Here is a 23,083-nt window from a genome sequence, read left to right on the forward strand (position 1 = left end):
CGGCGGGCCCACTGAACTTCTGGAACCCATTTGCGATCTGCTTGGCCCCCTGTTTCATGACCTCGATCGCCCCGCTGTCGGACACGATTATCGGTGCGGAATTCGGTGGATTCGTGCACAGAAGCCATTCGGAGCATTCCGGATTCGATATCGAAATCCAGCATCAGCGCTCGACCGCGGTGTTGTTCCCGGAAGGAAACGACCCCATCGGGCGGGACATGTGAATCGATCTCCACATGCTCCAGCCGTAATTCGAAGCAATCACGCAACAAGGCCCTGGTGAGTCGAGCATCGCTCCGTATCTCGAGGACGACCGCGCCCTGGCGATTCGACGGTGTCGCCGGTCCGCGGAAAGTGACGGAGGTGAACGGGTTCGTCGTTCGATTGTCCCCGGTATTCCCGTACTTGCGGATTCGCGCAAGCGACCTCGTGCAATACGATCGAACATGCGGCGCCGACCGCTTCAGGCCCCAAACGGCCGGGAATCTCCAGGATACGGTCGACTATTTCGCGCAACCTGCTCGTCAACGGCAATGTCACTTGCGCTCCTGTTCAGTGTGGCCCGATCTTCGTTCACATCCTTCCCGATCGGGTTCGTCGGAGCGGTGCCGAAGTCCGATGCGGAGGCAAGCGGGCGGATTCTCAACGGACGCGGCGGAGAGCGGGGCCGAGGTGGTGGTGCAGCAGCTACTGGCCGTCGGAGGAGTCGATGAGGGTTTGGACTCCGTCGAAGATGCGGTCGAGACCGAAGGTGAGTGAGTCGATCTGGCGATCGGCGCCGGTGAGCGTTCGCACCAGTGCGGGGAAGCGTTCGGCGTGGCGGTCGACGAGTTCGCTGGTGAGCTGCTGCCATTCACGGGCGTGGTCGGCGTCGAAATCGGTGTGCTGCTGAGCGAGGTTGCGGACGTGTCCGGCGATGAGCAGGAATACCTGATGGCGTTCGCCGGCCTGCAGGCCCGTCGATTCCAGCACCTCCAGAGCTGCGTCCATCCATTGGAGTTGGTTCGGGCCCAGGAGCTGGCGGCGCATGGTGGTTGCGGTGAGCAGCCACGGATGCGTGGAGTAGATGGTCAGCAGCTGACGTGCCCAGGCCAGTAGTCGGGTACGCCAATCCATATCGGGGGCGGGCAGCCTGGGGCCGGGGGTGAGGACGGCTTCGACCATCAATTCGACGAGTTCTGTCTTGCCGGGGATGTGGCGGTAGAGGGCCATACCGGAAACGCCGAACGCGGCACCCACCTTGTTCATCGACACCGCATCCAGGCCATCGGCATCGGCGCAGGCGACTGCGGCAGTGGTGATGCCGGCGATGGTGAGGCCGGGCTTGGGCCCGCGCACGGGGCCGTCGGGTTCGCCCCACAGTAGTGCGGCAGCAGTGCGCAGGTCACGGGGCTTGTTCTCGGCACGGCGGGGCATGGCCGGAGGTCCTCTTTCCTGGGATCGAGTTGACAGAAGGCTCGCTCGTTTATACCTTAAACACTGCAGTTTGCGGCATAAACAGTTTAAGGGGTAATCATGCGGATTCCGGGCACGAAGCACTCCCAGCGCCTGCGCATCGCCGCGGCGGACGGCATCGACGAAGCCGGATTCGTGCAGATCGGCGGTATCTGCCAGTGGATCTCGATTCGCGGGGAGCGCCGCGGCAATCCGGTCCTACTCGAACTCCACGGCGGACCCGGCGCTTCCAACCTCATCTACGCCACGCGCACCCGAAACTGGGAACATCACTTCACCGTGGTGCGCTGGGATATGCGAGGCGCCGGAAAAACCTTCGGCCATACCGGCCCGGACGGCCAGGGGGAGATGAGTCTGCGGCAGCTCGAACACGATGCCCTGGAGGTCGCGGCCTATGCGCAGGCCCGGCTCGGCGTCGACAAGGTCGTGCTGGTCGGGTGTTCTTTCGGCTCGTTCGTCGCGCTGCGCCTCGCCCGCCGCCACCCGGAGCTGTTCTCCGCCTATGTCGGCACCGACCAGAACATCAACGCCGGCGGCCGCGACCACACCGCCTACCTGGGCTTGCTCGACCGCCTCGAACAGTCCCGCAAGTACAAGGACCTCGCCGCTGTCACCGCCATGGGAGCGGACCGATCGACATGGACCACCAAGGACTGGTCGCAGTACAACAAGTACACAGTCAGCTCCGATCCGCTCACCTTCGACACCGTCAAGAAAGTTGTGATGGGCTCGGTGTTGACCTCGCCCTTGCACTCTCTCGGTGAGGTCGGCACCTACCTGAAGGCGATGAGCTTCTCCGAATGCCTCGCACCCCAATCGGTCGCGATCGACGAATGGGCCGAGGGCACCACGCTCGCGACCCCGTTCTTCCTCTTCCAAGGCGAGCGAGACATCATCACCCCTCCGGAATCGGCCAAGGCGTTCTTCGACGACGTCACTGCCCCGGTCAAGAAGTTCGCACTCATCGAGGGTGCAAGCCATTTCGCCGCCTTTCGCCGACCCGACCGCTTCCTCGACCTGCTACTCGCTCACGTCCGCCCGACACTCACCCCCGACCCGAACAACTCCCAACACTCATAGGCCGGCCAACATCTCGCGATCGCGCCTCGCACAGTGTGACGAGACGACAACAACCGCTCTGGTGGCGGCGGCCGGCTCCGTGTGACAGGCCCAGCTGCACCCCAGCAGCAGTTATATGGCCGGGATCCTCGGCCCGGCGCTGGTGTTCAGCATCGGCACCGGACGGCCGACACCCCGGTCACCACCGGCATGGCCGGTGAGGATGCGGGCGCGGCGGCGGGATCGATGAACACCACCCAGCAGATCGGCGCGGCGCTGGGGCCGGCGGTGCTGATCACGGCCGCCGCGCCGGGCAATACCCTGGACGCCTACAACGGTCATTCACCGCGATGAACATCTGAAGTGCACGCCTGGCCGGACCCCGTTTCGACTTTCGCGATGACCGGAGGTGCCGTGGCGTCAGCGGCAGCAGTTGGGGTCGAGGACGAGGCAGAGCGCGGCGAGGGCGTCGCGGTGGGCGCGGTGGATGACATTCATGCCCTGGCGTTCGGAGTTCACGAGCCCGGCTTTGCGGAGTTGGCCGAGGTGGTGACTGACCGTGGATTCGGAGAGCCCGACCGCGTCGGCGAGTTCGCCGCCGTTGCAGCCGGTTTCCGGGTCGGCCAGCAGCAGTGACATGAGTTTGACCCGGACCGGATCGGCCAGCGCTTTCAGCCGGAGCGCGACGTGCAGAGCCGCCTCGTCGTCGACCGGGCCGGCGGCCACGGGCGGGCAGCAGACCGGGGCGGTCATATCGATCACGGGCAGCGCTTTGGGCATGAAACCCATCCTACCGACAATGTTGACATATGTCGAAAAGGTGGCAAACTGGGCGCCGCCAATACTTCGATATATGTCTAGGCGCTCACGCGGGCACCTCGGCGGCCGCGCCGCTTTCCAGCAGCAGCGCCTCCGAGGCCTGCTGCAACGCCTCCGGCACGACCCGGTAGTACACCCAGGAGGCCCGGCGCTCGCTGGTCAGCAACCCCGGCTCAGTCCATGTAAGCGAGAGGGTCGTCGAAGTTCTGCATGCTCGCGCACGGCCACGGAGTCGGGGAGTCGTGCTCGCCGAGGCAGGGCGCGTTCCACCGGCCGCCCTCGGGCTGGTGCTCACGCATGAATTCCCGCTGGACTCGGCCGTGCGCGGCGGCTGCCGCGATGTGTGGTCGGTCGGATACGTAGCGACTCGGCCGTACCTCGATCGAGGCGTTCAAAGCCGACACTCTCGGGTCGATCTCGGTCACATCCACACTCCGAATTGGTCAGCAGGGCGAAGCCTCGGACGGGGAAGCATGGTTCGGCGGGTGGACTGGTCGCCGGGGCCGTGCCGAGGCAAAGAGTAGAACATGAGGGCGCGGAACTGGTTTTGTTCTGCTTCAGGCGCCGCGTGGGGCGTACATGATGACCGCGACGCCGACCAGGCAGATGATCGCGCCGGTGACGTCCCAGCGGTCGGGCCGGAAGCCGTCGAGGGCCATGCCCCAGAGCAGGGATCCGGCGACGAAGACGCCGCCGTAGGCGGCGAGGATGCGGCCGAAGTTGGCGTCGGGCTGCAGGGTGGCGACGAAGCCGTAGATGCCCAGGGCGATGACGCCGGCGCCGATCCAGGCCCAGCCGCGGTGTTCGCGTACGCCTTGCCAGACCAGCCAAGCGCCGCCGATTTCGGCGAGTGCGGCGAGGACGAACAGCAGGATCGAGCGCACGACGGTCATGGCCGGAGAGCCTAAATGTCCGGTTTAAGGAGCCGGTGGTCGCGCATCCGCAGCCGGTGGCCGTACAGGGTTCATCGGTGTGGTCGGTGGCGGTGCAGCGGGAGCGGCGGGCGCGGGGCCCGGCCCACAGCAGTCCGGCGATTCCGAGGACGAGGAGGCCCAGGCCGACCGGTTCCAGTCAGGCCGCCGAGATCGGCAGCGTGCCGCCGCCGAGAGCGCCGGCCGCGAAGAGCAGCGGGGCCAGGCAGCAGGCCAGGACAACATCGCGCCGGCGCCGATCGACGCCCACCGGCGGCGCGCGGTTCTCGATTCAGCAGCCACAGCGGCCCGCCTCACCGGTGCGTGCGGGATCGAACGGCACCGGGCAGCACGGGGACTCGCTACAGACCAGCAGGTCGTCGCATCCCGCGGCCAGCGCGGCACGCAAGGTCTCGCGCACCGCGGTGAGCTCGGCGAGCTTGGCGTCGACCTCGGCCAGTTTCGCCGTGGCGCGGGCCTGCAACCCGGCCTCGGGACTCCCTCGACCGAGCTGGGTTGCCGCGAGGAGGTCGGCCACTTCGTCGAGGGTGAACCCGAGGCGCTGGGCGGCTTTGATCACCCGCAGCACCGTCACCGCCTGCTCTGGATATTGGCGGTGCCCGCCCAGCGTGCGGTCCGGCTCGGCCAGCAGGCCGCGGCGTTCGTAGTAGCGCAGGGTCTGGGCGTTCACCCCGGCCGCTGCCGCGAGCTCGCTGGTCCGTAGACCGCTCACCGCGCACCGCCGATCCCGGCCTGCGCCCGGGCGGCGAAGGCATCGAGAACCTCGGTGTAGGCGGCGGGGACACCCACACTCATCACCGTGCCCTCGGCCGTGGAGGCGAAGTCGAAGGTGAAGAACGAGCAGCAGCTCGATTCCCGCGCGGCCAGGTCCCGGGCCACCGATTCGGTGTCACGGGCGAGCACGAGTTCCAGCCGCTCCGGACCCGGCCGGCGGATATCGCGGGCGGAGTCGGTGAACAACCGGTCGAACTCGGCGGTCCGGATCGGCTGCTCCACGGTGGGCAGCGTGCACGCATCCGGTACCCAGTCCCCGGGCACTGAAGAGGTCGTCATACCTCGACGGTAAGCCTGTACCCCGGTACAGGATGCAACCCTGAACCGCCGGCGCCCGGTCAGGCCGACCCAACGCCTGCTGGCTTGCTCAAGTTCTGGCTCGTCCATCCGAGTACGGCGGCCAGGTCGAGGTGGGCGAGGCGGTCGCGATCGGAAAGGATGTCGATCGCGGTGATGCGCTCGCCGGCGACGGTGAAGCCGATGACGGAGAAGGGGGCGTCGTCGATGGTGTTGACCAGTCCTGCGTGGCCGTTGACGAGGGCGGGGTGGAGGGTGCAGAGGGTGACCATGCGCTGGAATGTCTCGGCCTGGCCGGCGACGGCGGTGGCGCCGCGGATGACGCGCATCGCCGCGCCGGAATCGGCGCGTAGCACCACGTCGGGGTCGAGGATGCGCAGGAGTTCGTCGAAGGCGCCGCCGCGGGCGGCGGTGAGGAAGGCGTCGACGACGCGGCGCCGACCGGTCGGGTCCGGATTCGGATCCGGGGTTGCCCCCTGGACTCGGCGCCGGGCCTGGCTGGCCAGTTTCTTGGCGGTCTGGGGGGTGCGGTCGACGATGAGTGCGATCTGCTCATACGGCAGGGCGAACATGTCGTGCAGGACGAAGGCGAGTCGTTCGGCCGGGCTCAGCGATTCCAGCACCACCAGTAGCGCGAGGCCTACCGAGTCGGCGAGCAGTGCTTCGTGTTCGGGGTCGGGGGTGGATTCGCTGGTGATGACCGGGTCGGGTAGGTGCTCGGCTTCCAGTGGTTCTTCGCTGCGGGTTCTGCGGGTGCGCAGCATGTCCAGGCAGACCCGTCCGACGACGGTGGTCAGCCAGCCGCCGAGGTTGCCGATGTCGCTGGTGTCGGTGCGGGCCAGTCGCAGCCACGCTTCTTGTACTGCGTCGTCGGCTTCGGTGAGCGAGCCGAGCATCCGGTAGGCGACCGCCCGTAGGTGGGTGCGGTGGCCTTCGAATTCCTCGGCCAGGAACTGGTCGTCGTGCACGGGTCCTCCTCGATCTCGTCCCGTACCGATGACGGATGGGCGGCGGGAAACGTGACCGCCCAGGCGTGGACTCGCTGCGGCGTGACCGGTCTCACGGCCGCGGGTTCACGGGGCTGGTTTCGGGTGCCAATGCGGAGACGGCGGCGGCGATTCGGCTCGCGCCGCGAGAGTCTGCGGGATCGACCAGCCATTGCAGAACCGCGCCGTTGATCAGGGAGAGAGCGATGGAGCCGACGGTTTCTGCCTGCTCGGTGCTCACGGTGTCGCGCTCGATGCCGAGGACGAGCGCAGCGATATCACGGCGGGCGGTGTTGTATACCTGGCGGAGCTGTTCGCGGAGTTCCGGGACGAACTCCGCTTGGGCGTAGGACTGCACGCTCGCGACGAGGACGCGCCGTTCGTCGGTGCCGGCAGCGAGGATGCCTTCGAGGAACCGTTCGAGACGATCCGCGGGTGATCCGGCGCCGAGGGTGTCCGCGTGTGTCAGGCGGTCGCCCCACTCCTCGATGATCTCGAGGACCGCGGCGTTCATCAGCGCGTCTTTCGATCCGAAGTGGTATCCGATCGAGGCGAGATGCGCTCCTGATGCATTCGCGATATCGCGCGCTGTGGTGTTCGCGTAGCCACGTTCCACGATGCAGGCGCGCGCGCCCGCCAGCAGCTGCTCCTTCTGCCCCATGCTCACCACCCTATCAGCCTGTTGTACAAACGTTCCGCACACCCGTACTGTACAAATGTTTTTCACAAATGTACGGCACGTATGTACAGATCGAGAAGGAGCCATGACCGACACCACCCTGCTCAGCCCGCCGGCGCAGTTTCCGGCAATCCCTGTCCTGCCGGACTGGTCCTCCGCCGGCCGCCCGGTCCGGACGGTCTTGACGACGCACCTGTGGGCGGCACCGCCCATCGAGCGCGGTGCTCCCGCCCATGACCGCGCCTTCGCCGCGCTGCGCGAGCTGGGCGTCGATTACGCGCGCTTCCTGCCCTGGTTCTCGAATCCGCTGGTCTCGGTGCCCGCGCTGCGGGCGCCCACGGCGACGACGACCTCATGGGACTTCACGCGTCTGGACCCGTATGTGGAGGACTTCATCGCCGCGGCCGAAGGACGTCCCGTCACGGCGAACTTCGCGACCATCCCGCACTGGATGTTCATCGGCGGCGAGAACGTCGACCTCGGAGACGATCCCGACGCGATCCACTGGGACTACGAATCCGGCACGGTCTTTCGGGACCAGACCCTCGCCGAGGTCGCCGACTACTTCTATCGCCTGGCCAGCTGGTATATAGCAGGCGGATTCCATGACGAACACGGGGTGTGGCACGAGTCCGGCCACCGCTACCGGTTCGCCTACTGGGAAGTCCTGTGTGAACCCGACCTCAACCGGCAACTGAGCCCCGAGGTCTACACGCGGCTCTACGATGCGGTCGTCGAACGCCTACGCCCACTCGACCCGGAAATGCGGTTCATCGGACTCTCACTGAGTCACGTCCACCACAATCCAGAGTATTTCTGGTATTTCCTCGACCCCGCGAACCACGCACCCGGTATCCCGCTCGACGCGTTCTCGATCCACTTCTACGCCTCCCCCGACATCGTCAACCCGTTCGGCCCGGAAGGCAACCCACCGGCCTCGACGTGGGAGTCGACGTTCTTCGCCCAGGCCGAAGGATTCCTCGAACAAGTGCGCCTGATCTCATCGATCGCCCGGCGCCTGTCGCCGGGCACCAAGATGCTGCTCAACGAGATCGGGACCTATCCCTCCGACATCATGAACCCGCAGCCGGACCTCCCGCACGAGTACTGGGCGCTCAGCGCGAGTTTCCACACCTACCTGTGGGCACGCTGCCTCACACTCGACATCGACCTCTTCGGAGTCGCCGAGTTCACCGGCTATCCAGGCATGATCCCAGGGGTATCGCTGGTCGACTGGGAGACCGGGGAACCGAATGCCCGTTACCACGCAACCAAACTCATGGTCGACCACATCCACCTCGGTGACCGGCTCGTACCCACCACAACAGGCGCACCCGGCTATCCCGATGCCCGCATCCATGCCCAGGCCACCGTCGGCACCGACGGGCGCCGACGCGTCGTTCTGGTGAACAAGCGCAACGTGCCCGTGAAAGTGGAAGTCGGTGACTGCACCGAACGGTCGACTCTGTACTCGGTCGACGCCTCGACGCCCACGGGTACACCGACAGCCCACGCTGTCCGAGGTGGTCGACTCACGCTCCCTGCCCATGCCTCGGCCGTCCTCGTCATCGAATAACGGATCCTGGCTACGTACTCGAAGTGAGCTCCACCGAAGGTCGCGTGGGATTTCGCTGGTGATCACGTAGGCCGGGCAGGTGCTCGGCCCACCGCCGAGGTAACCGACGTCGCCGGTACCGTGCGGGCAGGGCGCGGCCACGCCTGCGGCACCGGCGTCGTCGGCATCGGTGAGCGAGCATCGCGCACGGTGTCTGCTCGATCCTCGTCCCGTACCAGTGACGAACAGGGGCGGGAAACGTGACCCGATAGGTCTTCATCAATTGCTTCCCTCGCCGTAGTCCGCGCCCGCCGGGACCGGCTGTCGGTCGACCACAACGGAACGACCATTCCGCCATCGTCTCTCCTGGGCTCTACCTGCTTTTTCTCGTGTCGCGGTCACGTTTTCCCGCCGTGGTCCGTCAGTGCTCCAGAACCAACCGCGGCGGCTTTCCGGAACCGGGTGCTCCCGCCGCGTGAACCATCCGAGCCGCTGCCGAAAGGAACAACACTGTGAACGGGATCGAAGTGCACGGCATTGTCGCCGACGGATACGAGCAGGTGCGTGCCGAGTTCGCCGCTGTCGTCGCCGAGGAGGACGGGCAATCGGGTGCGCAGCTGGCCGCGTTCGTGCGAGGCAGGAAGGTGGTGGACCTGTGGGCCGGACGGGAGGTCTCGGGCACCTCGCTGACCGGTCTGCATTCCACGACCAAGGGTGCCGCGGGGCTGGTGGTGGCGCTGCTGATCCAAGACGGTGCTCTTGATGTCGACCGGCCGGTCGCCCATTACTGGCCACGGTTCGCCGCGGCGGGCAAGGAGCGCATCACCGTGCGGGATGTGCTTGTGCACCGGTCCGGGATCGTCGGTGTCGACGGGGGATTCACCGTCGCCGAACTCGCCGACGAACAGGTCATCGCCGAACGCCTGGTCGGGCAGCGGCCCTTCTTCGAACCGGGTTCGATGCACGGATACGGCGGGTTCGTCACCTACGCCATCGTCGGTGAGGTAGTGCGCGCGGTCACCGGTAGCACCATCCAGAGCCTGTTCGAACAGCGGATCCGCGCACCCTACGGGCTGGATGTCTATCTCGGCCTGCCCGCCGAACTCGACCACCGATACCTGCCGATCCTTCCCTGGCAGGCCACGCCGGAGATGGAAGCGGTCTTCGCCGCGAACTCACCCAACCCGCACAGCGTCGCGGGTATCTCCTACAACCTCAACGCCCGCGGCTTCACCGCCGCCGACGTCATGGCACTACCCAACAACACGACACTGCGCCGCCTCGGCCAGAGCTCGGCCGGCGGCGTCGGCAGCGCGCACGGTGTGGCAGCAATGTACGCGGCAGCCACCACCGGAATCGACGGCCGAGAACCGCTGCTGTCACTGGACACCATCGCCACCATCTCCGCCATCCACTCTCACGGTCCGGACCTGGTGCGCGGCGACCGCGCCCCCTACACGCTGGGCTTCGAAGCCAAATCCCTGCTGTATCCCTTCCTGGGCGCCCACGCCTTCGGGCATACCGGCTCCGCAGGCTCGGACGGATTCGCCGACCCGCACAGCGGCCTGACCTACGGCTACACCCGCCGCCGCGCTGCCTTCGCCTTCAACGCCCCCGAGAATGCCCGGCTCGCCGCCGTCTTGCACCGCACCGCGACCACCACCGGTCTCGCGAGCGCCGCCTGACCCTTCAGCGACCACCCCTCTCACTTCCAGGAGCAACACGACCATGTCCACTCGCACCACTTCGATGATCACCCGCGGCCTCGAACTCGCCCGCTGGGTCCCCATCACCGCCGTCCTGGCCGAAACCGCCGTCGGCGCCTACTGGGACCTGGCCCGCATCTCCTACGTCCGCGACTCCTTCGACCACCTCGGCTACCCCCTGTACTTCGCCACCATCCTCGGCGTCGCGAAAACCGCCGCACTCGCCGCGATCCTGACCCCCGGCCACCCACAAACAAAGGAATGGGCCTACGCCGGACTGGTCTTCGTCTACGGCGGCGCCGCCACCTCACACATGGCCGCCGGCGACGGCCCCGACAAATGGGCGATGCCGCTGTTCTTCGCCGCCGCCACCTTCGCCGCCCGCGCCTGGCTACCCCAAGGCGGATACACCACCGCAACCCTGCGCGCACTCGGCGGCTCCCGGCCCCAGCACGCCTGACCCCCGAATATCCACCAGCAATTCACCACAAGAAGAGAAAAGGAAACCCACACCATGACCGCGAACATCACCACCGGACAGCGCGACGGCTCCCGGCTGCCCAACCCCCAGCAGCTCGTCCCCGAACTCGGCGAGATCGGCGCCGCACTGTTCAAGGCCACCGGCAACGGGACGATCCCCCGGACCACGATCGGCCTCGTTCAGTTGCGCGCCGGCCAGATCGTCGGCAACACCTATCTCGTCATCCTGCACACCGGCAACCTGCGCAACGCCGGCGAATCCGAGGAACGGATCGCCGCGGTCGCGACCTGGCGCGACGCCCCCTACTTCACCGACGCCGAACGTGTCGCACTCGCTCTGGTCGAAGCCGTCCTGCAGCCGGCCGCGCACGGTGAACGGGTGCCCGAGGGACTCTATGCCCTCGCCGCCGAGCACTACGACGACAAGGCCCTGGCCACCCTCGCCATGGCCATCGGCCAGGTGAACTTCTTCGTCCCCCTGGCCCTGATCGGACAGCCCCTGCCCGGCCGGACCCCGGCCGAACAATGGACCCCCGTCTCGGCCTGACCGGCCACACCACCGGCTGTGGGCCCGGGCGAAACCGCCCGGGCCCACAGCCGACTGGCTCCGAGCGTGGATTTCGACATCTTTTGGTGGCGAATCCGACACCACCTCGGGTGCCGATGATCGCGAATCTCGAGACCGCCGAGGCAGTGTGGGGACCTCCCGGCCGTACCCGGCCGACCTTCCGCAGCTGGTCGATTCACTCTCGGCTCCTTCCGGGCCGACTGGCTGTGGTGACGTCGGAATCGGCGACCAGGAAGATCCGGCGATGTCGAGATTCGCGATCAGGTGGTGTCGAGAGTCGAGATCAGAACCAAGTCCCTGAGTTGTTAAAGAGTTGCGGGGTGACGGCTGCTATGGGCACAGTGTCGGCTTGTGGCGAGATCTCGGCGAGGTGGTAGTCGCGCTGGGATGGGATCGGCCGGTATTGGTGGGGCATTCCACTGGTGGATACGCCGTAACGGCGGCGGCAGCTGCCGGAGTTGTCGATTCGGGGGCGCTGTGCGTGATCGACGGCCTCGTGCTCGATGATCGTGAGACAACGGCGCTCGGCATCGACGCCGGACACAACGTGCCGATGACCCGGCCCGCCGAACTCGCCTCGATCATCGTCGACCTGGTACACCGGGTCGACGCTGCTGCCGAATGACCGAGCCGGGAAAGGGCCATCGATGACACAAAATGCCGACAGTCGCCTCGTCCAGGAGTTTCCGGTGGCCGACGCCGCGGCGGGCCCATACGGCATCACCACGGGCGCCGACGGCGCGCTCTGGATCACGCTGGCGCAGAGCGGCGAAATCGCCCGCCTGACCGTCGACGGTGTGCTCGACCGGTATTCGGTCGGCGCCGCCGGATCCCGACCGACGGTCATCGCCGCCGGCGTGGACGACGCCTTATGGTTCACCCGATCCGGTGACGACCACATCGGGCGTATCACCACCGATGGTGTCGTGACAGCGTTCGGCCTGCCGGCGGGCAGCAGCCCGTTCGGGATCTGCGCCGGTCCGGACGAGGCCATGTGGTTCACCGAGATGAACACCGACCGCATCGGCCGCATCACCACCGACGGACAGATCGCCCACATCGACCTCCCCGTCCGGGGCGGATTCCCGTCCATGATCACCCGCGGTCCCGACGGCGCACTGTGGTTCACCCTCAACCAAGCCGCCGCCATCGGACGGATCGACCTCGACGGCAACATCACCCAGCACCCACTGCCCGATCCGGGCGCACCGGTAGGGATAACGTGCAGTCCGGACGCCGTATGGTTCGTCGATATCACCGCCGGCCGGATCGGCCGCCTCGAGCCCGATGGCATGATGAACCTGTTCCCGTTGCCGGACCCGGCGGCGAAACCGCACGCCATCACCGCGTCGGCCTCCGGTGAGTGCTGGTTCACCGAATGGGGAGCCAACCGCCTCGGACGAATCAGCTTCTCCGGCGAGATCACCGAATATGATCTGCCCACACCGGCGTCCGAACCACACGGCATCACCATGGGCCCCGACGGCGCGGTGTGGACGGCACTGGAAATCGGAGCCGTCGCCCACGTCGCGCCGTGACCCAGGCGACTGCCACAGGCGGGCCGTGCTCGGCGGCTTCCGAAACCACGGTAGGCAGTACGCAGCCACGCGTGCGCCTACCGAACAGGCGCGACAGGACTGACTCCCGGCGGGCTGCACTTACAGTGATCGATTGTCCATCAACCGATGCTTTCTTGAACAAGTAGCCACGAGATAATCGCTGGTCAGCGATGTTTACTACCGACCTACCGTCTAGGAATACCCCTTTTTTGTGAACGGTGGGCTGGGGTGTTCAGCGGCAGCAGTTGGGGTCGAGGACGACGCAGAGCGCGGCGAGGGCGTCGCGGCGGACTTGATGGGTGACGCTCATGCCGTGGCGTTCGGAGTCGATGAACCCGGCCTTGCGCAGCTGTGTGAGGTGGTGGCTGACAGTGGATTCGGAGAGTCCGACCGCGGCAGCGAGGTCGCCGCCGGTGCGGCCTGTATCCGGGGCGGCCAGCAGCAGGGACATGAGTTTGACCCGGACGGGGTCGGCGAGGGCTTTGAGCCGGAGCGCGACTTCCAGGGCGGCGTCGTCGTCGATCGGTCCGGCGGCCACGGGGGCGCAGCAGACGGGGGCGGTGATGTCGATGACGGGGAGCGCTTTGGGCATGTGAACTACTCTACCGGCAGATATTGACTTATGTCGAAAAGGTGGCAGACTGACCACCGTCAGTACTTCGATATATGTCTCACAGGTGGTGGTGATGATGTCACGTGTTCAGCTCGCACTCAACGTCGATGATCTGGAGCAGGCGATCGAGTTCTACTCGACGCTGTTCGCGACCGGCCCGGCCAAACGCAAGCCCGGATATGCGAACTTCGCGGTCGAGAACCCGCCACTGAAACTCGTCCTGATCGAGAACCCCGGCCAAGGCGGCAGCATCAACCACCTCGGGGTGGAGGTGGAGTCCTCGGAAAAGGTCCACTCCGAGATCGCCCGGCTGTCGGAGGCGGGTCTGTTCACCGAGGAGCAGATCGCGACGACCTGTTGCTTCGCCACCCAGGACAAGGTGTGGGTGAGTGGCCCGAGCGCCGAGCGATGGGAGGTCTACACCGTGCTGGCCGATACCGAGCATTTCGGTAGCGAGCCGAAGTTCGCCGGTAAGGACGATGCAGAGGCGGTGTCGGCGTGCTGCGGCACCACCGGCCAGGCCGCCCCCGACGCTGAGGCCGAGGCGGGTTCGGAGTCCGGGGTGACCTGCTGCGCGTCGGCCGCCGCCGCTTCCGCCAGGTGAGGGCCCGGGTTTCGTGATCGGTGTGGAAACCGCGTCCGCGGCGGGAGCTGGGCTGTCGCGGGCGGGGCGCCGCCGGGTGTTGGCGGTGCTGTGTGTGACCCAGGTATCGAGTTGGGGGATTCTCTACTACGCGTTTCCGGTGTTGTCGGTGTCGATCACCGGCGATACCGGGTGGTCGGCGCCGGCGATCACCGCCGCGTTCTCCCTCGGCCAGCTCGCCACCGCGCTCACCGGGATCCCGGTCGGTGCGGTGCTGGACCGGACCGGCCCGCGCCGGATCATGACCGCCGGATCACTGCTCGGAGTGGCCGCACTCGGTGTGATCGCGGCGGCCCCGAACCTGGTGGTGTTCTATCTCGGCTGGTTGGCCGCGGGTGTGGCGATGGGGGCGGTGTTGTATCCGCCGGCGTTCGCGGCGTTGACCCGATGGTGGGGTACCGATCGGGTACAGGCGCTGATGATCCTCACCCTCGCCGGCGGGCTGGCCTCGACAGTGTTCGCGCCGGTCACCGCGACCCTGGACGCCCACACCAGCTGGCGCACCACCTATCTCGTCCTGGCCGTCGCGTTGGCGGTACTCACGATCCCGGTGCACTGGATCGGATTACGGGTGGGCTGGCCGGATCCCCCGGTCCCCGAGACCGCGGCGCAGGCGGATCATTCCGGGATCCCGCGTAGTCCGCGGTTCGCCGCGCTGGTGATCACGCTGTGTTTGGCGGCGTTCGCGAGTTTCGCCGGGATCTTCAACCTGGTCGCGTTGATGCAGGAACAAGGCCTCTCACCCGCCCTGGCGGCGTGGGCGCTCGGTCTCGGTGGCGCCGGGCAGGTGCTGGGCCGGGTCGGGTATCCGCTGCTGGCCCGCCATACCGGCGTCACGACCCGCACTGTGGTGGTGATCGCCGCGCTCGCCGCTTCCACCGCACTACTCGGGGTGGTCACCGGGGTGATCGTGCTGATCACGGTGTCGATCGGTGCCGGATTGGTGCGCGGGATCTTCACCCTCATCCAGGCCACCGCGGTCACCGACCGCTGGGGCGCCACCCATTACGGGCGCCTCAACGGATTGTTGTCCGCGCCGGTGGTGATCGTGTCCGCCCTGGCCCCCTGGGCGGGCACGGTGTTGTCGGCGTGGACCGGCAGCTACGCCCACGCCTACCTCGTCCTCGCCGGTATCGCCGCGGCCTCGGCACTGATCGCGGCCGCCACCGGTGTTCATTCGCAGAAAGAGATCGTGTGACAAACGAATACGACGCGCTGGTCATCGGTGGCGGCCAGTCCGGGCTGGCCGGCGCCCACCACCTCACCGCCCACGGTCTGCGGACCGCGGTGCTGGAAGCCGGCCCGGAGGCGACCGGATCGTGGCCGCGCTACTACGACAGCCTCACCCTGTTCTCCCCGGCCGCCTACAGCGCCCTACCCGGCCGCCGGTTCCCGGGAGACCCGGGCCGGTATCCGCATCGCGACGAAGTCATCGACTACCTGCGCTCTTATGCCGCCGGTCTGGACGCCGACCTCCACACCAGCACCCCCGTGCAGACGGTCACCACCGGGGAAGACGGGTTCACCGTCACCACCGGCACCGGGCAGGTGTTCACCGCGCCCCGGGTGATCGCGGCCACCGGGTCCTTCGGCGCCCCGTCCATCCCGGTGTTGCCCGGGCAGCAGGAGTTCGGCGGGAAGATCCTGCACGCCAGCGATTACCGGTCCCCGGGCGAGTACGCCGGTCTGCGGATGGTCGTGGTGGGCGCGGGGAATTCGGGGGTGCAAATCGCCGCCGAGCTCGCCGACCACACCGATGAGGTAGTGCTCGCCAGTAGGGCGCCGGTGAAGTTCATCCCGCAGCGTCCGCTGGGCCGCGACGTGCATTTCTGGTTCACCGTCACCGGGTTCGACGCCGCACCGCTGGCCCGGTTCGTGACCGATCCGCCCACGCAGCCGGTACTCGATCACGGCCGCTACCGCGCCGCTGTCGCGGCCGGGAAACCGGCGCGGCGGGCCATGTTCACCGGTTTCGACGCCGACGGGGTGGTGTGGCCGGACGGGTCTCGCACCCGGATCGATGTGGTCATCTTCGCCACCGGGTACCGGCCGCATCTGCCGTATCTGGCCAGGACGGGGGCCCTGTCCGAGACCGGGGCGCCGCGGCATCACCGCGGGATCTCCACCACTCACCCGGGTTTGGGGTATCTGGGCTTGGAGTGGCAGCGCACCCCGTCCTCGGCGTCGCTGCGCGGGGTGGGCCGGGACGCGGCCTGGCTGGCCCGGCACCTCGCCCCGGCGGTCGCGGCGCCGCGACCGGTCGACCAGGCCCGATAACCGGTGAGCTCCCGGCGAAACAGCAGATTCGCCGGGAGCTCACGGGTATTGCAGACCGAGATCAGGTGCGCGCGCGGGTAGCAGTTCGTCGATGAGCGCTTGGACGCGGTCCCGGATCTCGTCACGGATCGCGCGCACCGCCTCCAGGCCCTGGCCGGCCGGGTCGGGCAGGACCCAGTCGCGGTAGCCGACCCCGGGGAAGAACGGGCAGGCGTCGCCGCAGCCCATGGTGATCACCACAGTCGAGGCCTGCACCGCATCGGGAGTGAGGATCTTCGGGGCCTGACCGGTGAGATCGATACCGAGTTCGGCCATCGCCTCCACCGCGACCGGGTTGACCTGATCGGCGGGGGCGCTACCAGCGGAGCGGACCTCGATCGCCTCCCCGGCCAGATGGGTGAGGAACCCGGCGGCCATCTGGGAGCGGCCGGCATTGTGCACGCACACGAACAACACACTGGGCTTGGACATCAGCGGGAACCCCCTTCAACAGAAACATCGGTGGCGGTGGTGGTGCGGAATCGGTTGCGCAGCGCCAGCGACACATACACCAGGGCGACCAGCACCGGGACCTCGATCAGCGGGCCGACGACCCCGGCCAGTGCTTGGCCGGAGGTGGCGCCGTAGGTGGCGATCGCGACCGCGATGGCGAGTTCGAAGTTGTTGCCCGCCGCGGTGAACGCCAGCGTGGTCGTGCGCTCGTACCCGAGACCCATCACCGCGCCCAGCAGGTAGCCGCCACCCCACATGATCGCGAAATACGCCAGCAGCGGCACCGCGATCCGGACCACATCCAAGGGCTGGGAGGTGATGCGGTCACCCTGCAGCGCGAACAGCACCACGATGGTGAACAGCAGCCCGTAGAGCGCCCACGGCCCGATCCGCGGGATCAGTTTCGTTTCGTACCAGTCGCGGCCCTTCGCCCGCTCCCCGAACCGGCGGGTGAGATAGCCGGCCAGCAGCGGGATGCCGAGGAAGATCAGCACCGATTTCGCGATCTGCCACGGGGATGCCTCGATCGTGGTTTGTTCGAGGCCGAGCCATCCGGGGAGGACGGAGAGGTAGAACCAGCCCAGGACCGCGAACATGATCACCTGGAAGATCGAGTTCAGCGCGACCAGTACCGCGGCGGCTTCCCGGTCCCCGCAGGCGAGGTCGTTCCAGATGATGACCATCGCAATACAGCGCGCGAGCCCGACGATGATCAAGCCGGTGCGGTACTCGGGCAAGTCGGGGAGCAGCAGCCAGGCCAGGGCGAACATCAGTGCCGGGCCGAGCAGCCAGTTCAAGGCCAGTGACCCGGCCAGCAGGCGACGGTCGCCGGTGACGGTGTCGAGGCGGTCGTAGCGGACCTTGGCCAGCACCGGGTACATCATGATCAGGAGCCCGATCGCGATCGGCAGCGAGATCCCGTCGATCTCCACCGCCGCCAACCCGTCGCCGAGCCCGGGGATCACCCGGCCCAGCAGCAGACCGGCCGCCATGGCCACACCGATCCAGACCGGCAGGAACCGGTCGAGGGTCGACAGCTTGCCCACCACACCGGACTCGGTGGCGGGGGCGGTCATGCGCGCACCTCGAACGGTGCACCGCTCTCGGTCTGCAGGACATCGGCCAGCCGCTGCAAAGCCTCCGGCACCACCCGGTAGTACACCCACGACGCCCGGCGCTCACTGGTCAACAGGCCAGCCGAACGCAGCACCTTCAGATGATGCGAGATCGTCGGCTGAGTCAGGTCGATACCCACCGACAGGTCACATACGCACGCCTCCTGTCCAGCACGCGAAGCGATCGAGCTCAGCAACCGCAGCCGCACCGGATCCGACAGCGCCTTGAACACGGTTGCCAACTCCACCGCCGTCTCGGCGCCCAACGGCTCCCGCTCCAGCGGTGACGGGCTGCATCCGTCGACCGGCTCCACCGGTAACTGCGATTTAGACATTAATCGATATTGACAGTTATCTATGCCATAAGGCAAACGAACGTCCGGTGAACAGACCCACCAGATCTCATCCGTCCATAAATTGATACCCCAAATTGGCAGTACATTCGGACCTTGATGAAAGACTGGGAAGCGCTGGCTGTCGGCACCGGACTTGATCGGCACTAGGGGAGAAACATGGGGGACTCGACCCCGACCACCGTTCGACGGGGCGACTGGCTGGTGTTGGTCGATCCGCGCTGGCAGGAAACCGCACCGGAGGTGATGCCGCCGTCCGGGGTGATCCTCGGTGGCTGGATGATCGGCAAAGATGGCGTTGCGGGGCCATTCGAACCCAATCCGCATTACGTCCCTGCCGACGAGACATTGCCGACCGATCCCATCGATGCCGTGCTGAGGCGCAGCGCCGACGGTGACGACATCGGCGGCGAAGAGATCATCGCGGCGCTGCGTGGCGCCGTGGTGGAGATCGGATGCGACAACCAGAACGAACCACTGGTGGGACCGGCTCCGGACGGGGCACCGTGCGTCGCGGTCGCCACCGCGGCACTACACAAACACCGGGTCGAGGCGGACCGGTGGTGGCCAGTGCAGGGCACCGCGCTGCCCGACATCGTGCCCGCCGGCGCCGATATCCTGCTCAATCCAGGCAGTCCCGCCCAGTTCCGGCTACTGACCCGCAGTCTGCTATTGGCCGAATGACGCTTGCCGCTCAACTCGCCCGAATAACCGGCCGACTTCGCACAGCAGCCACCAACACCGGCGGCGCACTACAAAAGAGCATGCACGGAATCTCGAACGATATCCGAAAAATATCCGACAATCTCGTCACAGCCGACGGAACAGGAGCCCGTGCGATAAGTCGAGTCGACCCGGATACACCACTCCTTTTCGGCCAGAGCCGCACCGGACTCCTTCACACCTTCACGCCCGACCAAGTCCGCAGCGTGCCGATCCTGAGCCACGACAAGAAGATTGTCGGGGTGCAATTCCCATCGAAGCTCAGAGACGTAAAGAAACCGATGATTTTCACTCGTGAAGGACATGTATCCGCGAGCCACGAGTACCACCAATACACGAAGGGTCGAGGGCGCGAGCAGCCGAAGTGGGTCTACAGAAGGACGTTCCCAGCCCCTTGGGGTGAAGAGACGGTATTCGCGCGGGCACACGCCCATCAGAACGGATACGACGTCCAGGTCAAGAAGAAGATTCCGTTCACGAAATGGAGCAGATGGGTGCCCATGCGAGTCAACGGAGAGACCTACGGGACGATCCTTGCCGCAGACGAGCATTTCAAACAGGCCGTCAAGGGCGCACCCACGGCCGAACTGGTCCAGATGTCGTGTTCACCCGCCGCAGGCTCGGCCGCGCGCGAGTCCGCCGAATCGCTGCAGTCGACAGGAATAGGCTTCGATGTACATGCCACCGACAAGCCCCATGTCTACAGCTACAACACCAGCGAAGAGCCGGGGCCAGGCTTGATCAAGCAGGATGGCGACATCATCGTCGGACACGGTTCCGAAATGGAACTGAACGAATCCGGTGACCCGACGAAGTCACCCTGGAGCAAATACGAGGCACCCAGACAACGACCAAACACGCAAGTCTGACGCCCGTACGACCCAATCCCGTTGCGCACGTCTTCGAACACCAGCGCAGTCGACTTCGAACGTCGACAGAAACGCCCAGGTCGCTCTTAATCGGCGACTGTTCAAAAAACATGTCGTAAAATCCGCACGTTCAACAATGCCGGATCGCCCTTTTATGTACGATTCAGGGGTGACGGACACCGATGCGCTCGAACCGCTTGCCCTCGACGGCGATGCCCTGGATCCGATCGGCGGCGGCGGAGCACTGATCGGGTACGCCCGCGTCTCCACCCGGGACCAGAACCTGGACCGCCAGACCCGCGCCTTGAAGGCGGCCGGGTGCACGAAGGTTTTCGCCGATAAGAAGTCCGGTAAGAACATCGAGCGCGAGCAACTCGCGAAGTGCCTGGACTATATGCGCGCCGGCGACACCCTCGTCGTCGCCTCCCTGGATCGGCTCGGCCGGTCCTTGCAGGACCTGATCTCGATCGTGGCCGACCTACGCCGCCGCGGCATCGGGTTCCGGTCCCTGCACGAAGCCCTCGACACCACCACCCCCGGCGGGCGGCTGGTGTTCCATGTGTTCGCCGCGCCGGCCGAATTCATCCGCGAGCTCATCGTCGACGGCACCCACGAAGGCCTCGCCGCGGCCCGGGCCCGCGGGCAGCGGCTCGGCAGGCCGCCGGCCATGAGCGAGGAACAGGTCCGCCAGGCCCGCGCGCTGCTCACCCGGCCGGATGAGTCGGTGTCCTCGATCGCGCGGCTGCTCGGGATCTCGCGGACGACGCTTTATAAGCACCTTCCGGAACTGACCGCGAAGAACTGACCGCGACCAACCGGCGGCGTGGCGGTATGGATCTCGGGCCGGTCTGAGCCCGCCCGCTACCCCCTCGGCCCGACGGGTGGGGGCGGCGAGACTCCGGCACAGGCGCATCCGCCGCCGGTCCAGCGACCGGCGGCGGATGTCCAGCTCAGCCCTGATCAGCCAACTTCGCCTTCCGAGGGACGGTCGTCTACCCAGGGATCCTCGTCTCCCGAGGGGCTGTCGTCTTGAACCCCGCCGCCGGGCTCGACCGGGACTCTCCGCTCCGGACGCTTCTCACGGTCGTTGACAGTTGTGTCGCCGAAGATCACGCCTTTGAAGAACGTGCCGCCCTTGTAGAAGTCATCGCCGGGCTCGACCGTGCTCCTGTACGCAAACTGACAATCATCGGTGTCGTAGAGCGTGGCGCGCGTGTCGGTTTTGTTGGTCACCGACGGCGTCCCCTATGGCCGGGAGGATGCCGTGGACAGGCCCGGCTCAGCGCGGACGTGCCACGTTCTGGGGGAACTGCCCCTCTACGTTGCCGGCCGGGTTGTAGAGAGCGACGGCGGCGGTGTAGCCGCCTTCCGAGGCGTACCCGACACCGAGTCGAGTGCTGGCCTTCCACACCAACTGCGTGAAATGACCCGTCGCCATGCTGAACCCGGGGTTGTTGAAGTCGTAGTTCTCGACCTCGTCGTACCACATCTTCGTGCCCATCTGGACAAAGGAGACACCGTCCCAGGTGCCCGCTCCCCCGACGAGGTTCTCCCCGGCCCCGTTCTTGTAGGGGCAGGTGTGATCGATCGTGCGCTTCTGGGCGTAGTACTGCGCGCATTTCTGGGCCTGGCTGTTCAGGTCCTGGGTCAGGGTCATGGCCGGAGAGCCGTGCTTGGCCCGGTACTGGTTGTGCAGAGTGAGCCCGGTCTGCGCGTAATCGCTCTGTCCGGCGGCAGGGCCCCCGCCGGTGACGAGCGCGACGAGCATCACCGCGGCAACAACCGATACGAATCGACCGACACGCACCACAACCTCCCGAGAAAGAGCAGGACCCAACAGAGAAAAGCGCACGGACCTCGGAACTCCCACAGGCAGTGAGCGTTTCGAGATCAGGTGAGCATACCCGCACTCGCTGCGCTGCTCCTCGAATCCCCCGACACGCACTCGACCCCGGCAGCAGGCAACCCGCGAAGGCGGTACAGCAACGGCTGGGCAGTGATGTCCCGCCCAAGCCCTGACATAACGATAAGCACGAGCTCGGCGCTGTCTCAGACCCCTTTGGGACCTTAGCCGTCCCGGATCTCGGCGATGTAGTCGCGGCTGAACTCCGAGGCCCGCGCGATCGCCGACGGGCCGATGTCGGCGGCGAGAGCTGCCCGGACGGCGTCGAACAGGGCACACCCACATCAATCACGCCGACGTGAGAGCACCAGCTCGACAACAGGTTTCAGCCTGCCTGCTCGGCGTGACTTTCTCCCGGATGAGCCTCGACCCCCAGCCGCGCTCGCGCCGCCGCGCGCGCAGTTCGAATGGCGCAACGCGGTGGGGCTGTCCGGAGGTCCGCCCGAGCGCACTGATCAGGAATCGAGAAGCATCGGTGACCGGACCGGAATTAGCGTGAACAGCATGAACGCTTCGACACACACCACCACCGCCCTCACCGTCCACCTCGAGGTGCCCGACCTCGAGGCCGCCCGGGCCACGTACGCCACCGCCTTCGGCCTCGGCGATCAGCTGGGCTTCCGAGTCGGGCAGACCCCCACGAACGGATTCCGCGGTTACATCCTTTCCCTGGTGGTGTCGCAACCCGGAAACGTCGACAGTCTCGTCGACAGCGCGCTCGGCGCCGGGTTCATCGTTGTGAAGCCCGCCGCGAAGAGCTTCTGGGGCTACGGAGGTGTCCTCCGGGCACCGGACGGCGCGATCTGGAAGATAACGACCTCGAAGAAGAAGGACACCGGGCCGGTCACCCGCGAGATCGACGAGGTCGTATTGCTGCTCGGGGTCGACGACGTCAAGGCCACCAAGCGGTTCTATGTCGAACGCGGCCTGACGGTGGCCAAGAGCTTCGGGAGCAAATACGTGGAGTTCGCGACCCCGGGCTCGCCGGTGAAGCTTGCCCTCTACGGACGCCGCGCCGCGGCGAAGGACGCCGGCGTCTCCCCGGACGGCAGCGGTTCACACCGTATCGTCATCGCCGGCACCGCTGGTTCGTTCACCGACCCGGACGGATTCGTCTGGGAGTCCGCGGCCGGGTGAGGGCGGCCGGGCCGGCGACGGCCGGCAGCGGCGCGCGGAAAGGCTCTCGGCGCCGCGGTATCCGGTGCGCTGAACCCCGGATACCGGCG

General features: G+C 66.8%; 29 protein-coding genes and 1 pseudogene. 16 read left to right on the forward strand and 14 right to left on the reverse strand.

Features of this window, described 5'->3' with window-relative positions; translation table 11 throughout:
* A partial coding sequence (locus tag ON38_RS37200) for a hypothetical protein (protein ID WP_039828205.1) occupies positions 1-224 on the forward strand: 224 nt, incomplete at its 5' end.
* A gap of 463 nt (positions 225-687) precedes the next feature.
* Here ON38_RS37200 and ON38_RS28680 read toward each other — a convergent pair.
* The gene (locus tag ON38_RS28680; RefSeq protein WP_039828206.1) at positions 688-1,416 is read right to left on the reverse strand and encodes a TetR/AcrR family transcriptional regulator; all 729 of its coding nucleotides are present in this window, start codon (positions 1,414-1,416) and stop codon (positions 688-690) included.
* A gap of 99 nt (positions 1,417-1,515) precedes the next feature.
* On the opposite strand from ON38_RS28680, the gene ON38_RS28685 reads away from it, so the two are divergent.
* Positions 1,516-2,535: an alpha/beta fold hydrolase gene (locus tag ON38_RS28685; RefSeq protein WP_051165378.1), complete on the forward strand. Its 1,020-nt coding sequence runs from the start codon at positions 1,516-1,518 to the stop codon at positions 2,533-2,535.
* Between the two features lie 189 nt (positions 2,536-2,724).
* Complete coding sequence (locus tag ON38_RS36450; RefSeq protein WP_157181966.1) at positions 2,725-2,868, forward strand: hypothetical protein; 144 nt, start codon at positions 2,725-2,727, stop codon at positions 2,866-2,868.
* 66 nt (positions 2,869-2,934) lie between these two features.
* On the opposite strand, the gene ON38_RS28690 is transcribed toward ON38_RS36450, so the two are convergent.
* From ON38_RS28690 to ON38_RS35700, 7 genes and pseudogenes are all read right to left on the reverse strand, one after another.
* A complete protein-coding gene (locus ON38_RS28690) occupies positions 2,935-3,294 on the reverse strand; it encodes an Rv2640c family ArsR-like transcriptional regulator (RefSeq protein WP_039828246.1) in 360 nt (119 codons plus the stop codon).
* A gap of 85 nt (positions 3,295-3,379) precedes the next feature.
* Positions 3,380-3,508, reverse strand: a pseudogene (locus tag ON38_RS37700) (transcriptional regulator); the annotation flags it as partial.
* Positions 3,509-3,890: 382 nt separating this feature from the next.
* The gene (locus ON38_RS28700) at positions 3,891-4,226 is read right to left on the reverse strand and encodes a YnfA family protein (protein ID WP_039828208.1); all 336 of its coding nucleotides are present in this window, start codon (positions 4,224-4,226) and stop codon (positions 3,891-3,893) included.
* A 310-nt stretch (positions 4,227-4,536) separates the two neighbouring features.
* Positions 4,537-4,977, reverse strand: a complete 441-nt coding sequence (locus ON38_RS28705; protein ID WP_039828209.1) for a MerR family transcriptional regulator — start codon at positions 4,975-4,977, stop codon at positions 4,537-4,539.
* A complete protein-coding gene (locus ON38_RS28710) occupies positions 4,974-5,318 on the reverse strand; it encodes a hypothetical protein (RefSeq protein WP_039828211.1) in 345 nt (114 codons plus the stop codon). The genes ON38_RS28705 and ON38_RS28710 overlap by 4 nt, the downstream gene beginning before the upstream one ends.
* 59 nt (positions 5,319-5,377) lie before the next feature.
* Positions 5,378-6,304, reverse strand: a complete 927-nt coding sequence (locus ON38_RS28715) for a sigma-70 family RNA polymerase sigma factor (protein WP_051165380.1) — start codon at positions 6,302-6,304, stop codon at positions 5,378-5,380.
* Positions 6,305-6,395: 91 nt separating this feature from the next.
* Entirely contained in the window at positions 6,396-6,983 is a 588-nt protein-coding gene (locus ON38_RS35700) for a TetR/AcrR family transcriptional regulator (protein ID WP_039828212.1), read from the reverse strand.
* A gap of 103 nt (positions 6,984-7,086) precedes the next feature.
* Between ON38_RS35700 and ON38_RS28725 the strand changes: the two genes are divergently transcribed.
* The 6 genes from ON38_RS28725 (at position 7,087) to ON38_RS28745 (ending at position 12,848) form a co-directional block, all read left to right on the forward strand.
* Entirely contained in the window at positions 7,087-8,577 is a 1,491-nt protein-coding gene (locus ON38_RS28725) for a hypothetical protein (protein ID WP_051165383.1), read from the forward strand.
* A 491-nt stretch (positions 8,578-9,068) separates the two neighbouring features.
* Complete coding sequence (locus ON38_RS28730) at positions 9,069-10,241, forward strand: EstA family serine hydrolase (RefSeq protein ID WP_039828213.1); 1,173 nt, start codon at positions 9,069-9,071, stop codon at positions 10,239-10,241.
* A gap of 43 nt (positions 10,242-10,284) precedes the next feature.
* Entirely contained in the window at positions 10,285-10,722 is a 438-nt protein-coding gene (locus ON38_RS28735; RefSeq protein WP_039828215.1) for a DoxX family protein, read from the forward strand.
* Between the two features lie 54 nt (positions 10,723-10,776).
* Complete coding sequence (locus ON38_RS28740; RefSeq protein WP_051165385.1) at positions 10,777-11,289, forward strand: carboxymuconolactone decarboxylase family protein; 513 nt, start codon at positions 10,777-10,779, stop codon at positions 11,287-11,289.
* A 370-nt stretch (positions 11,290-11,659) separates the two neighbouring features.
* Entirely contained in the window at positions 11,660-11,935 is a 276-nt protein-coding gene (locus ON38_RS37205; protein ID WP_218000855.1) for a hypothetical protein, read from the forward strand.
* Between the two features lie 22 nt (positions 11,936-11,957).
* Positions 11,958-12,848 (forward strand): Vgb family protein, encoded by an 891-nt coding sequence (locus ON38_RS28745; protein ID WP_039828216.1) that lies wholly within the window; start codon positions 11,958-11,960, stop codon positions 12,846-12,848.
* Between the two features lie 253 nt (positions 12,849-13,101).
* On the opposite strand, the gene ON38_RS28750 is transcribed toward ON38_RS28745, so the two are convergent.
* Positions 13,102-13,461: an Rv2640c family ArsR-like transcriptional regulator gene (locus ON38_RS28750; RefSeq protein WP_039828218.1), complete on the reverse strand. Its 360-nt coding sequence runs from the start codon at positions 13,459-13,461 to the stop codon at positions 13,102-13,104.
* 97 nt (positions 13,462-13,558) lie between these two features.
* Here ON38_RS28750 and ON38_RS28755 point away from each other — a divergent pair, with 97 nt between their 5' ends.
* The 3 genes from ON38_RS28755 to ON38_RS28765 all read left to right on the forward strand — a co-directional run bounded on the left by ON38_RS28755 (position 13,559) and on the right by ON38_RS28765 (position 16,402).
* Entirely contained in the window at positions 13,559-14,086 is a 528-nt protein-coding gene (locus ON38_RS28755; protein WP_039828250.1) for an ArsI/CadI family heavy metal resistance metalloenzyme, read from the forward strand.
* A 94-nt stretch (positions 14,087-14,180) separates the two neighbouring features.
* Positions 14,181-15,323, forward strand: coding sequence for an MFS transporter (locus ON38_RS28760; protein WP_245564321.1), 1,143 nt, complete (start codon positions 14,181-14,183; stop codon positions 15,321-15,323).
* Positions 15,320-16,402, forward strand: a complete 1,083-nt coding sequence (locus ON38_RS28765; protein ID WP_039828221.1) for a flavin-containing monooxygenase — start codon at positions 15,320-15,322, stop codon at positions 16,400-16,402. Before ON38_RS28760 ends, ON38_RS28765 begins: the two co-directional genes overlap by 4 nt.
* Positions 16,403-16,441: 39 nt before the next feature.
* On the opposite strand, the gene ON38_RS28770 is transcribed toward ON38_RS28765, so the two are convergent.
* Genes ON38_RS28770 through ON38_RS28780 form a run of 3 tightly spaced genes read right to left on the reverse strand, consistent with a single transcriptional unit; the run spans position 16,442 to position 18,344 of the window.
* Positions 16,442-16,876, reverse strand: coding sequence for an arsenate reductase ArsC (locus ON38_RS28770; protein ID WP_039828222.1), 435 nt, complete (start codon positions 16,874-16,876; stop codon positions 16,442-16,444).
* Positions 16,873-17,970 (reverse strand): ACR3 family arsenite efflux transporter, encoded by a 1,098-nt coding sequence (gene arsB / locus ON38_RS28775; protein ID WP_039828223.1) that lies wholly within the window; start codon positions 17,968-17,970, stop codon positions 16,873-16,875. Before arsB ends, ON38_RS28770 begins: the two co-directional genes overlap by 4 nt.
* Complete coding sequence (locus tag ON38_RS28780) at positions 17,967-18,344, reverse strand: ArsR/SmtB family transcription factor (protein WP_039828224.1); 378 nt, start codon at positions 18,342-18,344, stop codon at positions 17,967-17,969. Before ON38_RS28780 ends, arsB begins: the two co-directional genes overlap by 4 nt.
* Positions 18,345-18,521: 177 nt before the next feature.
* Here ON38_RS28780 and ON38_RS28785 point away from each other — a divergent pair, with 177 nt between their 5' ends.
* The 3 genes from ON38_RS28785 (at position 18,522) to ON38_RS28795 (ending at position 20,759) form a co-directional block, all read left to right on the forward strand.
* Positions 18,522-19,046: a type VII secretion system-associated protein gene (locus tag ON38_RS28785; RefSeq protein WP_051165387.1), complete on the forward strand. Its 525-nt coding sequence runs from the start codon at positions 18,522-18,524 to the stop codon at positions 19,044-19,046.
* Complete coding sequence (locus ON38_RS36460) at positions 19,043-19,954, forward strand: hypothetical protein (RefSeq protein ID WP_157181968.1); 912 nt, start codon at positions 19,043-19,045, stop codon at positions 19,952-19,954. The genes ON38_RS28785 and ON38_RS36460 overlap by 4 nt, the downstream gene beginning before the upstream one ends.
* A 169-nt stretch (positions 19,955-20,123) precedes the next feature.
* The gene (locus tag ON38_RS28795; RefSeq protein ID WP_306306704.1) at positions 20,124-20,759 is read left to right on the forward strand and encodes a recombinase family protein; all 636 of its coding nucleotides are present in this window, start codon (positions 20,124-20,126) and stop codon (positions 20,757-20,759) included.
* A 155-nt stretch (positions 20,760-20,914) separates the two neighbouring features.
* On the opposite strand, the gene ON38_RS28800 is transcribed toward ON38_RS28795, so the two are convergent.
* Both ON38_RS28800 and ON38_RS28805 read right to left on the reverse strand, forming a co-directional pair.
* Positions 20,915-21,187, reverse strand: a complete 273-nt coding sequence (locus tag ON38_RS28800) for a hypothetical protein (protein WP_039828227.1) — start codon at positions 21,185-21,187, stop codon at positions 20,915-20,917.
* A 46-nt stretch (positions 21,188-21,233) separates the two neighbouring features.
* Positions 21,234-21,761 carry a CAP family protein gene (locus ON38_RS28805; protein WP_157181969.1) on the reverse strand — a complete coding sequence of 176 codons (528 nt, stop codon included), beginning with the start codon at positions 21,759-21,761 and terminating at the stop codon, positions 21,234-21,236.
* 600 nt (positions 21,762-22,361) lie between these two features.
* Between ON38_RS28805 and ON38_RS28810 the strand changes: the two genes are divergently transcribed.
* The gene (locus ON38_RS28810; protein WP_039828228.1) at positions 22,362-22,994 is read left to right on the forward strand and encodes a VOC family protein; all 633 of its coding nucleotides are present in this window, start codon (positions 22,362-22,364) and stop codon (positions 22,992-22,994) included.
* Positions 22,995-23,083: the final 89 nt, after the last annotated feature.

It is taken from the genome of Nocardia testacea NBRC 100365 (assembly GCF_000308775.1).
In the GTDB taxonomy this organism is placed as follows: Bacteria; Actinomycetota; Actinomycetes; order Mycobacteriales; family Mycobacteriaceae; genus Nocardia; species Nocardia testacea.

What these genes read in the sequence shown, in the direction of transcription:
- ON38_RS28745 (WP_039828216.1), top strand. Translation starts at nt 11,958, where the DNA reads ATGACACAAAATGCCGACAGTCGCCTCGTCCAGGAGTTTCCGGTGGCC.
- arsB (WP_039828223.1), bottom strand. Translation starts at nt 17,970, where the DNA reads ATGACCGCCCCCGCCACCGAGTCCGGTGTGGTGGGCAAGCTGTCGACC.
- ON38_RS35700 (WP_039828212.1), bottom strand. Translation starts at nt 6,983, where the DNA reads ATGGGGCAGAAGGAGCAGCTGCTGGCGGGCGCGCGCGCCTGCATCGTG.
- ON38_RS36450 (WP_157181966.1), top strand. Translation starts at nt 2,725, where the DNA reads ATGGCCGGTGAGGATGCGGGCGCGGCGGCGGGATCGATGAACACCACC.
- ON38_RS28680 (WP_039828206.1), bottom strand. Translation starts at nt 1,416, where the DNA reads ATGCCCCGCCGTGCCGAGAACAAGCCCCGTGACCTGCGCACTGCTGCC.
- ON38_RS28740 (WP_051165385.1), top strand. Translation starts at nt 10,777, where the DNA reads ATGACCGCGAACATCACCACCGGACAGCGCGACGGCTCCCGGCTGCCC.
- ON38_RS28810 (WP_039828228.1), top strand. Translation starts at nt 22,362, where the DNA reads ATGAACGCTTCGACACACACCACCACCGCCCTCACCGTCCACCTCGAG.
- ON38_RS28750 (WP_039828218.1), bottom strand. Translation starts at nt 13,461, where the DNA reads ATGCCCAAAGCGCTCCCCGTCATCGACATCACCGCCCCCGTCTGCTGC.
- ON38_RS28780 (WP_039828224.1), bottom strand. Translation starts at nt 18,344, where the DNA reads ATGTCTAAATCGCAGTTACCGGTGGAGCCGGTCGACGGATGCAGCCCG.
- ON38_RS28785 (WP_051165387.1), top strand. Translation starts at nt 18,522, where the DNA reads ATGGGGGACTCGACCCCGACCACCGTTCGACGGGGCGACTGGCTGGTG.
- ON38_RS36460 (WP_157181968.1), top strand. Translation starts at nt 19,043, where the DNA reads ATGACGCTTGCCGCTCAACTCGCCCGAATAACCGGCCGACTTCGCACA.
- ON38_RS28735 (WP_039828215.1), top strand. Translation starts at nt 10,285, where the DNA reads ATGTCCACTCGCACCACTTCGATGATCACCCGCGGCCTCGAACTCGCC.
- ON38_RS28755 (WP_039828250.1), top strand. Translation starts at nt 13,559, where the DNA reads ATGTCACGTGTTCAGCTCGCACTCAACGTCGATGATCTGGAGCAGGCG.
- ON38_RS28725 (WP_051165383.1), top strand. Translation starts at nt 7,087, where the DNA reads ATGACCGACACCACCCTGCTCAGCCCGCCGGCGCAGTTTCCGGCAATC.
- ON38_RS28700 (WP_039828208.1), bottom strand. Translation starts at nt 4,226, where the DNA reads ATGACCGTCGTGCGCTCGATCCTGCTGTTCGTCCTCGCCGCACTCGCC.
- ON38_RS28690 (WP_039828246.1), bottom strand. Translation starts at nt 3,294, where the DNA reads ATGCCCAAAGCGCTGCCCGTGATCGATATGACCGCCCCGGTCTGCTGC.
- ON38_RS28685 (WP_051165378.1), top strand. Translation starts at nt 1,516, where the DNA reads ATGCGGATTCCGGGCACGAAGCACTCCCAGCGCCTGCGCATCGCCGCG.
- ON38_RS28710 (WP_039828211.1), bottom strand. Translation starts at nt 5,318, where the DNA reads ATGACGACCTCTTCAGTGCCCGGGGACTGGGTACCGGATGCGTGCACG.